The organism is Cyanobacterium sp. HL-69, assembly GCA_002813895.1.
Lineage (GTDB): Bacteria > Cyanobacteriota > Cyanobacteriia > Cyanobacteriales > Cyanobacteriaceae > Cyanobacterium.
On the sequence record CP024912.1, the window covers coordinates 2,789,406 to 2,804,747 of the forward strand.

At 36.8% G+C, this 15,342-nt stretch carries 15 protein-coding genes; 6 read left to right on the forward strand and 9 right to left on the reverse strand.

Annotation, left to right across the window (positions count from 1 at the left end; all coding sequences use genetic code 11):
- Positions 1-48: 48 nt before the first annotated feature.
- On the reverse strand, positions 49-1,386 hold the full coding sequence (locus AA637_RS12965; protein ID WP_446684595.1) for an adenylosuccinate synthase: 1,338 nt from the start codon (positions 1,384-1,386) through the stop codon (positions 49-51).
- Between the two features lie 295 nt (positions 1,387-1,681).
- Between AA637_RS12965 and thiD the strand changes: the two genes are divergently transcribed.
- Positions 1,682-2,506 (forward strand): bifunctional hydroxymethylpyrimidine kinase/phosphomethylpyrimidine kinase, encoded by an 825-nt coding sequence (gene thiD, locus AA637_RS12970; protein ID WP_446683107.1) that lies wholly within the window; start codon positions 1,682-1,684, stop codon positions 2,504-2,506.
- A 24-nt stretch (positions 2,507-2,530) separates the two neighbouring features.
- Here thiD and AA637_RS12975 read toward each other — a convergent pair whose 3' ends face one another.
- The 3 genes from AA637_RS12975 to obgE form a co-directional block, all read right to left on the reverse strand.
- Positions 2,531-2,869 carry a hypothetical protein gene (locus AA637_RS12975; RefSeq protein WP_069790122.1) on the reverse strand — a complete coding sequence of 113 codons (339 nt, stop codon included), beginning with the start codon at positions 2,867-2,869 and terminating at the stop codon, positions 2,531-2,533.
- Between the two features lie 462 nt (positions 2,870-3,331).
- Positions 3,332-4,297: an ABC transporter ATP-binding protein gene (locus tag AA637_RS12980; RefSeq protein WP_446683108.1), complete on the reverse strand. Its 966-nt coding sequence runs from the start codon at positions 4,295-4,297 to the stop codon at positions 3,332-3,334.
- A 71-nt stretch (positions 4,298-4,368) separates the two neighbouring features.
- Complete coding sequence (obgE, locus tag AA637_RS12985) at positions 4,369-5,376, reverse strand: GTPase ObgE (RefSeq protein WP_446683109.1); 1,008 nt, start codon at positions 5,374-5,376, stop codon at positions 4,369-4,371.
- 503 nt (positions 5,377-5,879) lie between these two features.
- Here obgE and AA637_RS12990 point away from each other — a divergent pair.
- Positions 5,880-6,569, forward strand: a complete 690-nt coding sequence (locus tag AA637_RS12990; protein ID WP_069790125.1) for a response regulator transcription factor — start codon at positions 5,880-5,882, stop codon at positions 6,567-6,569.
- A 54-nt stretch (positions 6,570-6,623) separates the two neighbouring features.
- Here the strand turns inward: AA637_RS12990 and AA637_RS12995 are convergent, their stop codons facing one another.
- On the reverse strand, positions 6,624-7,436 hold the full coding sequence (locus AA637_RS12995) for an EI24 domain-containing protein (protein ID WP_446683110.1): 813 nt from the start codon (positions 7,434-7,436) through the stop codon (positions 6,624-6,626).
- Between the two features lie 245 nt (positions 7,437-7,681).
- On the opposite strand from AA637_RS12995, the gene AA637_RS13000 reads away from it, so the two are divergent.
- Positions 7,682-9,316: a YcjF family protein gene (locus tag AA637_RS13000; protein WP_446683111.1), complete on the forward strand. Its 1,635-nt coding sequence runs from the start codon at positions 7,682-7,684 to the stop codon at positions 9,314-9,316.
- Positions 9,317-9,426: 110 nt separating this feature from the next.
- On the opposite strand, the gene AA637_RS13005 is transcribed toward AA637_RS13000, so the two are convergent.
- Positions 9,427-10,350, reverse strand: a complete 924-nt coding sequence (locus AA637_RS13005; RefSeq protein WP_446683112.1) for a substrate-binding domain-containing protein — start codon at positions 10,348-10,350, stop codon at positions 9,427-9,429.
- 232 nt (positions 10,351-10,582) lie between these two features.
- Between AA637_RS13005 and AA637_RS13010 the strand changes: the two genes are divergently transcribed.
- The 3 genes from AA637_RS13010 to AA637_RS13020 all read left to right on the forward strand — a co-directional run bounded on the left by AA637_RS13010 (position 10,583) and on the right by AA637_RS13020 (position 13,428).
- Positions 10,583-11,164, forward strand: coding sequence for a hypothetical protein (locus tag AA637_RS13010; protein WP_446683113.1), 582 nt, complete (start codon positions 10,583-10,585; stop codon positions 11,162-11,164).
- A 105-nt stretch (positions 11,165-11,269) separates the two neighbouring features.
- Positions 11,270-12,274, forward strand: a complete 1,005-nt coding sequence (trpS, locus tag AA637_RS13015) for a tryptophan--tRNA ligase (protein WP_446683114.1) — start codon at positions 11,270-11,272, stop codon at positions 12,272-12,274.
- A gap of 254 nt (positions 12,275-12,528) precedes the next feature.
- The gene (locus tag AA637_RS13020) at positions 12,529-13,428 is read left to right on the forward strand and encodes a methylenetetrahydrofolate reductase (RefSeq protein WP_446683115.1); all 900 of its coding nucleotides are present in this window, start codon (positions 12,529-12,531) and stop codon (positions 13,426-13,428) included.
- Between the two features lie 25 nt (positions 13,429-13,453).
- Here AA637_RS13020 and AA637_RS13025 read toward each other — a convergent pair whose 3' ends face one another.
- The 3 genes from AA637_RS13025 to AA637_RS13035 form a co-directional block, all read right to left on the reverse strand.
- On the reverse strand, positions 13,454-14,290 hold the full coding sequence (locus tag AA637_RS13025) for an inositol monophosphatase family protein (protein WP_446683116.1): 837 nt from the start codon (positions 14,288-14,290) through the stop codon (positions 13,454-13,456).
- Positions 14,291-14,356: 66 nt separating this feature from the next.
- Complete coding sequence (locus AA637_RS13030; protein WP_446683117.1) at positions 14,357-14,836, reverse strand: low molecular weight protein-tyrosine-phosphatase; 480 nt, start codon at positions 14,834-14,836, stop codon at positions 14,357-14,359.
- 76 nt (positions 14,837-14,912) lie between these two features.
- The gene (locus AA637_RS13035; protein WP_446683118.1) at positions 14,913-15,257 is read right to left on the reverse strand and encodes a YbaB/EbfC family nucleoid-associated protein; all 345 of its coding nucleotides are present in this window, start codon (positions 15,255-15,257) and stop codon (positions 14,913-14,915) included.
- Positions 15,258-15,342 lie beyond the last annotated feature (85 nt).

The window sequence follows — 15,342 nt, forward strand, 5'->3', positions numbered from 1 at the left end:
GGGTTAATTTTGGAACAATTTTAATAATAACCAAAATATACTTTTAATTTAGGACTGTTGGAGAGGATTTACATTGGCATTAAGTAAAGCTCTTTTTGGTCCATGGATAGGATCTTCAACGATAATGGTTTGTTCTCTACCTGCCCCAAGGGAAACAATCGCAATGGGTAATTCCATTAAATCTGCCAAAAATTTAAGATAATTTAAGGCATTTTCAGGTAATTCTTCGAGGGTACGGCATTCCGTGGTGGATGCTTGCCAACCGGGTAGAGTCTCATAGACAGGCTTACAACGAGCAAATTTATTGGCATGGGTAGGTAATTCGGTAATGGTTTCGCCATCTACTTCATAGGCCACACATACTTTTATCTCTGGTAATTCGTCCAAGATGTCTAATTTAGTTACTGCCAAGCAGTCTAAACCGTTAATTCTGGCGGCATATCTACCAATCACAGCATCAAACCAACCGCAACGACGACGGCGCCCCGTGGTAGTACCAAATTCAGAACCACGATCGCCCAATAAAATACCGATTTCGTCTTCTAGTTCGGTGGGGAAAGGTCCTTCTCCTACACGGGTGGTATACGCTTTTGCTACACCAATGATGCGGTCAATAATAGTAGGTCCTACTCCAGCACCAACACAAGCTCCCCCAGCAATGGGATTTGAGGATGTTACATAGGGATACGTCCCATGATCGAGGTCAAGTAATGTACCTTGAGCCCCCTCAAATAAGATATTTTTCTTACTTCTTACGGCTTGGTTGATTTTTAGGGAACTATCAATAACAAAAGGACGTAGTCTTTCGGCGTAACCTAGGTATTCCTTGATGACTTTTTGAGGGTCTAGGGGGGGTAAACCGTAGAGTTTTTCGAGGACTGCGTTTTTGTAGTTGATAGTCCATTCTAACTTGTCGGGATGGCGATCGCCATTAATCAAATCAAGCATTCTAATGCCGATTCTTTCCGCTTTATCAGAATAGGTAGGCCCGATGCCTCTGCCTGTTGTACCAATTTTAAATTTACCTCTTCTATCTTCTGCCGCTTGATCCAAGATGCGATGATAAGGCATCGTCACATGGGCAGTTTGAGAGATAAATAAATTGTCAGTGGAAACATTGAGATCAACTAATTGATCAATTTCCTCTAACAATTCCTGCGGATCTATCACAGTACCAGAACCGATAATACATTCTGTATCAGGGTATAATATCCCTGAAGGGATTAAATGTAACTTAAAGGTTTGACCATCTACGACCACAGTATGTCCTGCATTTACGCCCCCTTGGGAACGCACCACGACATCCGCTGATTTACTGAGTAAATCCGTGATTTTTCCTTTTCCTTCATCGCCCCATTGGGCGCCTATTATAATAACGTTAGCCAAGAGTTTTTTAGTGCTAAACTTCACACAAACTATTATTATCGCAGTTTAAATTTTTTATGTCAAGTTTTATTCTGGGTAATAGGGAATGGGCAATGGTCAATGGTTATAAAATAAGGTAATAAGGTGATAAAAATAATTAAGATCAAGTTCGAGTAATCAGTTATGAAAAGGATCATTGTTTCGCCCTAAATCTCCGAATTCTGGGGGACTTCCCATTGTAAAAATTTATCAAGACTTAATATAAGATGGGATAAGTTAAGGTTATGTAATAATTGATTGGTTTAGTAAAAAGATTATGAAAACGGCGGTAGCGTTAACCATTGCTGGTTCTGATAGTGGTGGTGGTGCAGGAATTCAGGCGGATTTAAAAACTTTTGCCTTTAATTATGTTCATGGTGCCAGTGTAATTACTTGCCTCACGGCACAAAATACTAAAACCGTAACGGAGGTAATGGCGGTATCTTCTGACATGGTAAAGGCTCAATTTGAGGCGGTAATCAGCGATATTAAGGTGGATGCCCTGAAAACGGGAATGCTTTTTAATGAAGAAATTATCTCCACGGTAGCTGATTGTATCAAAGCATGGGGTGGCAAAAATATTCTTATAGATCCTGTAATGGTTTCTCGCACAGGAGCACAGTTAATTGATAATGAAGCGGTGGAAGCGATGAAAAGTTTGCTTTTTCCCCAAGCCCTCATGCTCACGCCTAATCTATACGAGGCTCAGTTGTTGAGTGGTATATCTATTACATCCATTGATGATATGAAACAAGCGGCGGCTAAAATTTACGATTTGGGGGTGAAGACGGTTTTAATTAAAGGTGGTGCCGCGCAAGGACAAAATAAAGGAATTGATGTTTTTTTTGATGGACAAAATTATACCGTTGTTCAAATAAAAGCGGTTGACACTCTTAATAATCACGGTACAGGATGCAGTTTAGGGGCGGCTATTACTGCCCATCTAGCCCTCGGAAAATCCCTCCCAAGGGCGATCGCCTCTGCTAAGGAATATGTCACCACAGCGTTAGAATATTCCTTGGAAATAGGCTCAGGATGCGGTCCTATCGGTCACTTTTTTCCGATGATAGAATCACAATATCTTGAATTCCATCAGAACTAATTGACCTATACAATAATGATCTGACTACTCACTTTCCCATCCATCAAGGGATACGGGAACAAAATCACCATAAATAGTTAAGGCTAAAAATAAAGGTTCCCCTTGAGAAATTAATTTTCCACTTAAAACACAACTTTCATCTTTTCTGGCGATGCCTTCTATGGTTGCTCGAATATCTGTTTTTGCGAAGTTTGGTCGATATTCTCCTGATTTTTGTTGTACATAATTCCACAAAATATCACGGATTAATGTTTGATAACCCTGACTTCCGGAAAGAGACTTTAAACTATCTTTGAGGCTCTTTTCCAGACGAATACTGGTTACCTCCATTTGAGTTGTAGAAGTTCTGTGCATTGAGCGCATAATGTTGAAGTTTTTATACTTTGTATATTGGGTAAGACTAGAGTAGTATATTAATCTATATTTTGCTACAAAAATATATGATTTTTTACAAACCTTAACCATTAATTATTTTCTTGAAGAATCATCTTCTAAGTTTTTGTTATGTTCCTAATTTTACTGCTTAAGTATATGTCTATATAATAGGATAAATGAGGTTTTTAGCTTTTGCAGCAGTTTGAAATGATTAGGAATAAAGTAATTATCAATAATTTGGATGAAATAGTTCTTGTGGTCTTTGTGGAGTGATAGTTTTTTATGTTTTAAGATGTAAAACTCATGAAATAAGAGTGCTATGGTGTTAATTATGATATGTTTTTAGGCAATTTTCATTTAATCAAATATTTTTTGTCCTGTTTTTTTGGTAAATATCTTCTTTTAAAATAGAAGCAAACTTTGTTTGTTTTTTACAATCACAAGTTAAGATTAGGATGTTTGTTCATGACCTAGCTTGAGGAAAATGGTTTCTAGGCTTTCTTTTTCGCAATGGAAATTATGTATAGGAATATCTGCTTTTATGAGTTCCTTTAAAAGTTGAGAGGCTTGTTCTAAGTCCCCTGTAAAATGGGTAAGATATTGATTTTTATCGGGTAATTTTTCCCAATATTCTACTAAAAGACAGTTGTTTAATTCTTGCTCTAGTTGGTCGTTTTTTGCGAGGGAGGAAATAAATATTTGTTGTTTACTAAATTTTTGGTATAGATTTTCTAGGGATGAATTTTCGACTAAACAGCCCAATTCCATGATGCCGATGGATGTACATAGTTCTGCTAAATCACTGAGGACATGGGATGATATTAAAATGGTCATTCCCGCTTGTTGCAGTAGCTTAATGGCTTGACGAAATTCTAGTCTGGCGATAGGATCTAGTCCTGATACGGGTTCATCGAGCAGAAGGATAATGGGTTGATGGATAATGGTCCGGGCAAGGCTAAGGCGTTGTTTCATGCCCCTGGAAAGGGTGGCAATGGGGCTATTTCTTTTGTTTTCGAGGTTAACGGTTTCTAATACTTCTTGTAGTCTTTGTTTTCTGAGGGGTTTTGATAGTTTGTAAAGTCTGGCGAAGTAATCGAGGTAGTCAATGACGTTAAGGTCATCATAAAGGGGATAGTCGTCGGGAAGGTAGCCTAGGTACTGTTTTAGGTGGGGGTTGGTATTATCCCGCAAAAGGCGATCGCCATTTAGATAGATTTCTCCTTTGGTAGGCTCTTCGGCGGTGGCTAACATACGGATGAGGCTAGTTTTTCCTGCCCCATTGGGGCCAATTAAACCATAAACTTCCCCTTGTTTGATTTGTAAATCTACTTCATTAACGGCGATGTTTTTGTCATAGATTTTGGTTAATCCGTAAGTGGCGATCGCAATTTGTTCTTGATTATCGTTAATTAACATTGATAAAAAGGGGAATAGGGAATGGGCAACGGGCAATAGGGGAGATATTATTATCCATTATCCATTATCCATTATCCATTATCCATTATCAATTGATCTAACTCTTGCCAAATGGTTTGTAAAAGGCGATCGCACCCTGCCCCTGTCACTGCCGAAATCAAGAAAATTTGATCATTCGTAACGGCTCGAAACTGCTCTATCAAATACTGTTGGGTTTCCTCATCGATAGAATCAATCTTATTAAGAGCCAAAATCTGGACACGCTCAGGCAAACCACGGCCATAAGCATTTAACTCCTCCTGAATAATTTTATAATCTTCGAGAGGATCTTCGGCATTAACATCCACTAAATGTAATAGTAACCGAGTGCGCTCGATGTGTCGTAAAAAATCATGCCCTAAACCAATACCATCAGAAGCCCCTTCAATTAACCCCGGAATATCCGCAAAAACAGTACCATCTCCCGTCGGCTTTCTTACCACCCCCAAATTAGGCACAAGAGTAGTAAAAGGATAATCAGCAATTTTTGGTTTAGCAGAAGACACCGCCGAAATAAAAGTCGATTTTCCTGCATTGGGTAAGCCAATAATACCCACCTCTGCTAACAGTTTCAACTCTAAACGAACTTGTTTTATTTCCCCCTCCAAACCAGGTAAAGCATACTCAGGGGCGCGGTTACTATTACTCAAAAAATGTTGATTTCCTAAACCTCCCTTACCTCCTTTTGCCACCACAAAAGTCTCATTTTCTTTGACCAAATCATAAATTAACTGCTCCGTCTCTATGTCATAAACCATCGTGCCACAGGGGACCTCTAAAATGCGATCGTTGCCCCCTGCACCCGTACGATTGTTCGGGCCTCCTCTTTTACCATCTTCTGCCTTAAATTGACGAGCATAGCGGAAATCCAAAAGGGTTTGTAAATTAGTAACAGCCTTTAAAATTACCGAGCCTCCTCTACCTCCATTACCCCCCGAAGGCCCTCCCGCAGGGACATATTTTTCTCGACGGAAAGCAACTAAGCCATCTCCGCCATTTCCTGCTATTACTTCTATTTCTACCTGATCTATAAATTGCATCGATTTTTATTAGTGGATAACGAATATTGGCACTTCCCAAGGGCAATTTTCATATATACCCTTTTTACTTTTTCTTATGAACTTGTCGAGCCATCAATATTTTACCTTATTTTGTTTCAGTTCCTAGAATATTTGATCCGTTAGAGCCGGAAATAGTGAAAAAATTAACAATGTACAATACAATTAATGATACATCCTTAAACCTTTAATTTTAAGTATTTTTTTAATGTAACTCAGCTTGTTTTGAGTGGATTATCATTAACTAAAATTATTTAAAAAATTGAAAAATATAAATTACTTTTTTGTTAAAATTATTTAAGGTCTAACTTATAATATTTTTTTTAAAAAAAGAGGATATTATATCTCTGATTAAAATAAAACTTGTTGCTAAAGTTAAACACCTTATGGGTGTAAAAGTCTTAGGTGAGACTTTCATTTTGGCGGTAAAAAGGGTTATAGTTTTTGATGTTATTTAAAACAATATTTTTATACTTACAACGTTTATGACAGAACATATTTTATTAGTAGATGATGAGCCTGGTATTAGGGAGTCTTTACAAGCATATTTAGGAGATAATGAAGACTGGCAAGTAGATGTTGCTAGTAATGCCAGAGAAGCATGGACAATGTTACAAAACGAAGTTCCTGACATTATCATTTCGGATATTATGATGCCCGAAGTTAATGGACTGCAATTTTTGGCTCAACTAAAAGAGGATATTCGTTTCCAGAGTATTCCTGTAGTATTTTTGACAGCCAAAGGAATGACAACCGATCGCATCGAGGGATATACTGCTGGTTGTGATGCTTATTTACCAAAACCTTTTGATCCTGATGAGCTAGAAGCTATTATTAAAAATTTACTGGAAAAAAGTAAGGTTAGACAGGAAAGTAACCCGCAAAGCACTCAGTTGGATGAGTTGGTAAAAGATGTTAAGGACATTAAAGATAAATTAGACAACCCTAATAAGTTGAATGTAACAGAGTCTCCTATCAAGATTGATTTAACCCCTCGAGAACAAAGTGTATTAGACTTAGTGGCAAAGGGTTTGATGAATAAGGAGATAGCCAAGACGCTACAAACTAGCGTTAGAAATGTGGAAAAATACGTTAGTCGTTTGTTTAGTAAAACAGGCACTAACAGTCGCACAGAATTGGTACGTTTTGCCCTCACCCATGGTTTGACGGATTAGTTTATCGAATCATAAACTAGCCCTCCCTCATGATTCCATTTTTTTTGGCACAGCCTACATATTTCTTTGTCTAAGGCGATAATCACAAAATAGTAATGTACCTCCAGACACACAGAGGGGTACAACAACTAAGTTTAGGAGGGGAATACTAATAAGACTCAAACAAATTAAACCAAATCCTGCACTACTGGGAAAACGGGCAAATACAAACTGTATTTTATGTCTAAATTTTAGTCTTCTTCTTTCGAGGGGGGCATCAAAAAAATCTAAGCAGATGATTAAAACGGTTAGGGATAATCCTCCGATACCTGAGATTAAATTACCAAAAGCGGGGATAAAGTTGAGTAAAAATAAGGGAATAGTTCCTAAGATAATTAAGATGATTTTTTTAAGCTCAAATAACAAGGCTCTCAATATATCTTGGAAGATATTAACTTCTACTAATTCAAGATTTCCTAGTTTGATTATTTCTATATTTTCTGATAGTTTTCCATACCATGGAGAGCCTAAAATGCTACCAAATTGAACGATAATAAAACCAACTATTATAAATAATAGAACAGTTAATACAGTCCTGATTATTACAACAAAAATTGAAGTTATGGGCAATAAAAACCCAAGGGCTTCAGGTAGTCTATTAACATAGCTAAGGGCGATCACACTTATATTATTCTCCAGAATGTCAAAAAATAATAAACTAGGTTGTAACAACAGAAGATAAACACCTATCCCAACTACTATATTAATAAAAATAGGAACTACTAAATACTGCAACAATTTTTTATTTTTAATAATTAATTGCAAGGCTTTAAAAGGGTATAATAAGCCATCAATAAATCCAAAACCAGTAAAAATATTTCTAAACATATCAAAAAATAATGGTGATATATAGCGTATCAAATATCAGCATAATGTCAACTACAAAAATAGCTAACTATTACATAAATTAATTTAATCACCTATAATTTAACTTACCAATAATTTTTCCTAAGTAGTATTGATAAAACAAAAGTGATGTTAATAATAATCTATTCAAAATAAACACTACACTATAACTTTTCAAACATAAAAATTCTAACATAACCCCTAAAAACTACTACCTTCCCAAAGCTATGCGCCTGTCTCGTCTTGTAACCATTGTTATCGGCTTAAGTATAATTTTCGGCTTAATGCTGTGGTTAGTTAGTGCGTTATCTCGATTGTATAGCGAAATTTCTTGGACAAGTCCACTACTCGCAAACTTTTTAGTGTTTGTTCTGATTTTATTGTTAATATTTTTTATTGGTATCTTTCTTTATTATTTTGGCATTATCCCCAGCGACAAAACCAGTCGAACTTCCAGAGGAAAACGAAAAAGACAGCGCCCCTTACCCGCTCTTCCTGCCCAAAAAAACGAGATTGCCTCAGAAACTATTAGGGCAGTAAAAAAACAAGTCGCCCAAATTCAAGATGAAGTCAGCCAAAAGGCTTTATTAGAAAAATCGCAACAAATTGAGGCAGACTTTACCACAGGAAAATTAAAAGTAGCTGTATTTGGCACGGGTAGTGCTGGAAAAACATCCCTTGTAAATGCTTTAATCGGGGAAATGGTGGGGGAAATTCAAGCCAGTATTGGCACTACCACCGAAGGAGTAACCCATTCTCTCAAGTTGCCTTCTGCTAACCGAGAAATATTGATTACTGATACCCCCGGTATTTTGGAAATGGGCGCCCCGGGGGAAATTCGAGAGCAATTAGCGAGGCAATTAGCCACGGAGGCGGATTTGTTACTGTTTGTGTGTGACAATGACTTGAGGGCTTCGGAGTTTAAACCTTTGGAGGCTTTGGCAACCATCGGCAAAAGGTCATTATTAGTTTTCAATAAAATTGATTTATATTCAGAAGAAGAACAAGGAATTATTTTAAGTAGTCTTCAGCAGAGGGTGGCGAGGTTTATTCCTAGTAATGATGTCATCCAAGCCTGCGCTAATCCTCAGCCTGTGCAGTTTTCGGCGGATGAAATGATTCAGCCTGATGTGGAGGTGGATAATGTCATTAAACGTTTGGCGGCTATCTGTCGGGCGGAGGGGGATGATTTGTTGGCGGATAATATTTTGTTGCAGTCGCAAAGGTTGGGGGAGGAGGCGAGAAAGTTGATTGCCCAACAACGTAGCCGGGAAGCGGATAAGATTATCACTCGTTATCAGTGGATTGGGGCGGGGGTGGTGGCTTGTACTCCTGTGCCTGTGGTGGATATGTTGGCAGCAGCGGCGGTAAATGCTCAGATGGTGGTAGAAATAGGACAGGTTTATGGTTGTGAAATTAATAGCGATCGCGGCCGGGATTTAGCGGTATCCTTAGGTAAAACTTTAGTTAGTTTGGGGGTGGTAAAGGGCGCTGTGGAGTTGGTGGCGAGGGCGCTACAATTAACTCTCGCGACTTATGTGGTGGGAAAAGCTATTCAGGGGGTGAGTGCGGCTTATCTGACTCGCATTGCTGGTAAGAGTTTTGTAGAATATTTTAGCCATGATCAAGATTGGGGTGACGGTGGTATTACAGAAGTAGTGCAAAGACAGTTTAAACTTAGTCGCAAGGACGAGTTTATTAAGGCTTTTGTCCAAGATGCGATCGCACGAGTAATTGAACCCATTAAGGATACTCTAGAAGAAAATTTTGATAATAGTGATTATCCTGAGCAAAGTAATGATGTTTATTTTGATGATGATGGCTGGGGAAATGGTAATCTTAAAAAGGATGATTGGTGGTAATAACAATTGAGAATTGATGATGGATAATTGACAATAAAAATTAGATGTTTCAGCTTACTAAAGTCTTTAATTTATTAATCTTATTTCTGTTTAATTCTAACTCTGAAACCTTAGTTATTTATCCAGTTTGCGAAGTATTTTAAATTGTTTATTTGTCCCTGATTTAAGCTATTTTTATTAATTAAAAACCAGTAAGAAGTAAGCAAAGGATAGGTAAAATTATCGGAATTACTATAATTTATATTTTCTTTATTTAAGCGGTTAGTATTACCAACAAAATGAGAGACATTAGGAGTAATAAAGTTACCAAAATCATTTTCTAATTTAGCAATATTTAGTTCATTTTCCCTTGCAATGGGATATTCTACATAGCTAATTGCCCCATCTACTTGTTTTAGGGTAGAAACTATAGCCTCACTGCCCCTTGCACTGATTCCCATTTCCCACGGGATAGTTTTTGTTTCTCCTATGTTTTGTTTCCATTCATCGCTAATGGAGCTTAAATATTTACTAAAATATAAATTTGTCCCGCTATTATTGCCATGAAAAATTACTTTTATTTTTTTGCTTTCCGTGGCTCCTAATTCTTGCCAATCAGTTATTTTACCAGTAAAAATATTAGCTAATTGTTCTTTTGTTAGTTGTAAATTATCGATTTGTTGATGATTATAAATAAGGGCGACCGCACTTAACCCCAGATGAAATGATAAAATATTATTATTAAATAATTTCAACTCTTGTTCATTAAAACTAATATCAGTAATAGCAAAATCAATAGAGCCTTTTTTTAATTTATCAAGAAGAATATCACTACTATAAATAGAATTATATTTTATATGCAAATCAGGACTTATCTGTTCGTATTCACCAAACCATTGATTGATAAGAGTATCTGAAAAGTTTTCCCCCATGCCATAAATGTGTGTGGATGGTAATTGAGAATAAAAACCCCGAGACTGACTACCCAGAAAACTGCCACAAAAACCTGTTAAAGCACCAATAAAACTTCTGCGTCCTAATCTAAAATTATTCATCTAAATAAAATCTAGTTATTTTTCAATTTATTGTGGCGTATAGCTTTTTTGTAGCCATAGACTAGGTATATATTAGAAGAAGATGAGATAATATAAATTAAGAAATAGTTAAAAGCAGTTTAATTTTTTATTAACTTTATTTTTTAGTTAGCAAACTCTATATTCATTTTATAAAAATATATTTTACTCCTCGAACAAAATTTAATTAACAATTATCAAAAAAAATAAAAATATGGATTATTTAAATATATTAGAATCTGCTGTTATAAGCAAAAATAAAAAGCCAAATGGTGAATTAGTGTATGAGGCATTATTAAGTGCTGAAAAAGAAAATCGGAAAGAAAGTATTAAATATAATTTTGAACAACTCTGGGGAGAATGGTGCCTAACTTTCATCACAGGTACAAAAAACAGTCAAAAAAAGATGGGAGGATTACTAGGCAAAGGCTTTTATCTTCCTTCACTGGCAAAAATAACCATATCCTATAGTGCAAACTCCGATAATCCAGAATCTTTACAAGGTAGGGTGGCAAATAAAGTAAATGTTGGTTTAGTTACTTTTATTATCTCTGGCCCCATTAAATATGTAGAGAAAAGAAATATTATGGCTTTTGATTTCAATCATTTATCCATGTCCATTTTAGGCAATAAATTATACGAACAAGAGGTAAGAGGTGGAGTTAAAAGTGAACCTGAATTTTATACAAATAGTATTAGTAAACAAGCCTTTTTTAGCTATTTTTTAGTAACAGAAAATTTTATTGCTGCCAGAGGTAGGGGGGGAGGTTTAGCTTTGTGGAAAAAGGAGGGGTAATCATTAAATCATAGGGCAACAACCTTAAACGGTGGTCAAAAATCTTAAAAAGTCTTAATAAATGCTATAATTTGCCACTGGGTAGTTACATAAATTCTAAGTATAATGAGCAAAAAGCGTATTTTATCAGGGGTACAACCTACAGGAAATTTACACATCGGTAATTATTTAGGGGCAATTCGTAACTGGGTAGAGATGCAACCCCAGTATGATAACTTTTTTTGTGTGGTGGATCTCCATGCCATTACTGTACCCCATGATCCCACGGTTTTAGCCCAAGATACTTACAACATTGCGGCGTTGTATTTAGCCTGTGGTATTGATTTAAGTTACTCTACTATTTTTGTCCAATCCCATGTGACTGCCCATAGTGAGTTGGCATGGTTACTAAATTGTGTTACTCCTCTAAATTGGTTGGAGAGGATGATTCAGTTTAAGGAAAAAGCCATTAAACAAGGGGAAAATGTCAGCGTTGGTTTATTAGATTATCCTATTTTGATGGCATCGGATATTTTGTTGTATGATGCGGATCAAGTACCCGTGGGAGAAGACCAAAAACAACATTTAGAGTTAACCCGTGACATTGCGATACGTTTTAATGATCGTTTTGCAACAGAAGAATCTCCTGTTTTAAAAGTTCCTGAGCCTTTGATTCGTAAGGAAGGGGCGAGGGTAATGAGTTTGGCGGATGGTACGAAAAAGATGTCTAAGTCTGATCCTTCTGATTTGAGTCGTATTAGTCTTTTAGATTCTGCTGATATGATCAAGAAAAAGATTAAGAAGTGTAAAACTGATCCTACCATGGGTTTGGCGTTTGATCCGGCTCGTCCTGAGTGTAATAATTTACTGGGTTTATATACTATTTTCTCTGGTAAGACAAAGGAGGAAGTAGCGGTTGAATGTGCTGATATGGGGTGGGGTAAGTTTAAGCCTTTGTTGACTGAGGCGACGATTGAAGCCTTGACTCCTATTCAGACTAAGTATGCGGAAATTGTGGCGGAAAAGGGTTATCTTGATTCTGTATTAAAGGATGGTAAGGATAAGGCTGGGGAAGTGGCAGGGGCTACCCTCAAAAGGGTAAAAGAGGCTCTTGGTTTTTTGATTGGTTAATAGATATTTTTAACCTTGTGCTATAGAAACTTTATCCTATTTTTATAAAGTTGATCTCCCCTACTTAATAAGGGGAGGGATATTATTTAAAATTTTCTATAAATTATTTAGAAATTCGATCATCAAAAAAACTTTCTCAACCTCCTCTAAATTAGTGAACTTTGAATGTTAAATATCCCATTATTTTTTGCACTTTACATATTTTCAAATATTATGAAAAACTTATTTATCTACATTATTAAAAAAATATAAAAATGGGAAATAATTTGTCAAAACTACAAGGTGCGATCGCCCTTAAAGAGTTTCTAATCACCGCAGAAATTACTCCTCCAAAAGGGGGAAATCCAGAAAGAATGTTAACAGTGGCAAAGGTATTAAAAAATAGAGTCCATGGGGTCAACATTACCGATGGAAGTCGTGCTGTGTTGAGGATGTCATCGGTAGCCGCATCGGCTTTATTATTAAAAGAAGGCATTGAACCTATTTGTCAAGTGACAGGGCGCGATCGCAACTCCATCGGTTTACAGGCAGATTTAATGGGGGCTTATGCCCTAGGCATTAGAAATATTTTAGCACTCACAGGAGATCCCATAAAAGCAGGGGATCATACCCAAGCTAGGGCTGTTTTTGAATTAGAGTCTATCAAATTATTAAAGTTAATTGATAAATTAAATCTAGGTTTTGATATTAATAATAAACCGTTAGTAGATGGTAATTTAGACTTATTTGCAGGGGCTGCGGTGGATCCTCAATCCAAAAGTTGGTCTGGTTTACAAAGACGTTTTGAAAAAAAATTAGAAGCAGGGGCTCAGTTTTTCCAAAGTCAATTAATCACTGATTTTGAAAAGCTAGATAAATTTATGACCCAAATTGCTGTTAAGGGCGATCGCCCTATTTTAGCAGGAATATTCCTCTTAAAAAGTGCTAAAAACGCTTTATTTATTAATAAATATGTCCCAGGGGTAGAAATTCCAGACCACATAATTAAACGCTTAGAAAAAGCCAAAAATCCTCTCCAAGAAGGAATAAAAATTGCTTCAGAACAAGTAAAAATGGCTCAAGATATATGTCAAGGAGTCCATTTAATGGCGGTTAAAAAAGAAGAATTAATTCCCGAAATTTTAGATTTAGCAAGAATAAAACCCTTACAATAAACAAAATATTATTGACAAACAAAAATTAACCCACCACATCAGGAAAAGAAAAAGCAGGGCTATGGGGAGTATTCTTCAACGCCACCATCAAAGCATCATGGATTTTTCCATTGGTAGCTAAAATGCGCCCTGTTTGAATGTCGAAATCTGTACCATCATAGGCGGTAATATACCCCCCCGCTTCTCTCACGATTACCACCCCCGCGAGTAAATCCCAGGGGCTTAACCCCCTTTCCCAATAACCGTCTAATCTTCCCCCTGCCATCTCACACAAATCGAGGGAAGCACTTCCAGCCCTTCTTACCCCTTGAGTTAGGTGGGTAAGATAGCAAAATTCGGCGTAATTATTATCGTCAGTTTCCCGTCTATCGTAGGCAAATCCTGTCACTAGTAAACTATCTTTTAATTCCTCTGTGTTGGACACCCTGACGGGTTTGCCGTTGAGGGTTGCCCCTAATCCTTTACCAGCACACCATAATTCTTCTTTCATAGGGTTATAAACCACTCCCACGGAGGGGATGCCGTCAATATTTAGACCGATGGAAACAGCTGCTTGAGGGTAGCCATGGGCATAGTTGGTGGTGCCGTCTAGGGGATCAATTACCCATTGATATTTGTGGTTTTGATTGCCACTTTTTCCTGATTCTTCAGCAAAAATAGCGTGATTGGGGCAGTGTCTTTGTATGACTTTTATTACTTGCGCTTCGGATTCCTTATCTACTTGGGTGACAAGATCACCTGATCTACCTTTTTGGGCGATCGCCAATTGTTTCCCCCAATAGTGACTGAGTACAGCCCCCCCAGCCCTTGCGGCTAATAGGGCAATATCGAGATAAATAGAAATAGATTCTTTAGCAGTCATTTTGTTAATTGATAATGGATAATTGAGAATAAAACAAAGATTTAAAGATTATTATTTTTGCCTTAATCAGTTGATACTATATTCTCTTTTCACATAGTCTAATAAACCTTCACAGGAATCAAGTAACAAATCAATCACATAATCAAAACCCGATTCTCCACCATAATAGGGATCTGGTACTTCTGTATCAGTATGATGGGAAGCAAAATCACACATTAACTTAATTTTGTCTCGATATTTACCCTTCAAATCCAAAGATAAAATATCATGATAATTAGCCTTATCCATAGCTAAAATTAAATCAAAATATTCTAGGTCAAAATCTTCAATTTGTCTTGCTTTTCCTACTAATTTAATGTCTCTTTTTTTCGCAGCTTCTCTCATACGAGCATCAGGAGGAGAACCAATATGATAACGAGATGTTCCCGCCGAATCGCAGGTTATTTTATCTTGTAAACCTTCTTTTTCTATGAGATGAATCATAATATTTTCCGCTGAGGGCGATCGGCAAATATTACCTAAACAGACGAATAATAACTTAACCATAATAAAACAAAAATTTTAATAATCTCATCAAAATCAAGGGCTGAAAAATGTTCAGCCCCCATCATCGACTATTTACCTACATTCCAGGAAGTCCAAAACTACCAGTTAACTCTTCCATTCTCTCGCGCATAGTCTCAGTGGATTTTTGATAGGCATCTTTATAAGCAGCGGTAACATTTGCAGATAAAGCCTCTGAACCATTAGCCAAAGCCTCATCCTTAATTTCTACTTTCAAAGGCTCTTGATTTCCGCTCATGGTGACAATCACTAAACCATCTTCGCTTTGTCCCTGAATTTCCATGGTTTCTAGTTCTTGTTGAAGCTGTTTTGCTCCCTCTTGCACTTGTTGGGCTTTTTTGAAGGCTTCCGCAAGTTCCTTCATTTTACCTAAGCCTAGTCCAAATCCTTTTCCTTGTGCCATATTTATATACTCTTTTTACATTAACAATAGAATAACAAACAAATTTTAACACTACCTTACCCCTGTTCGATGCTTATATTGTCTT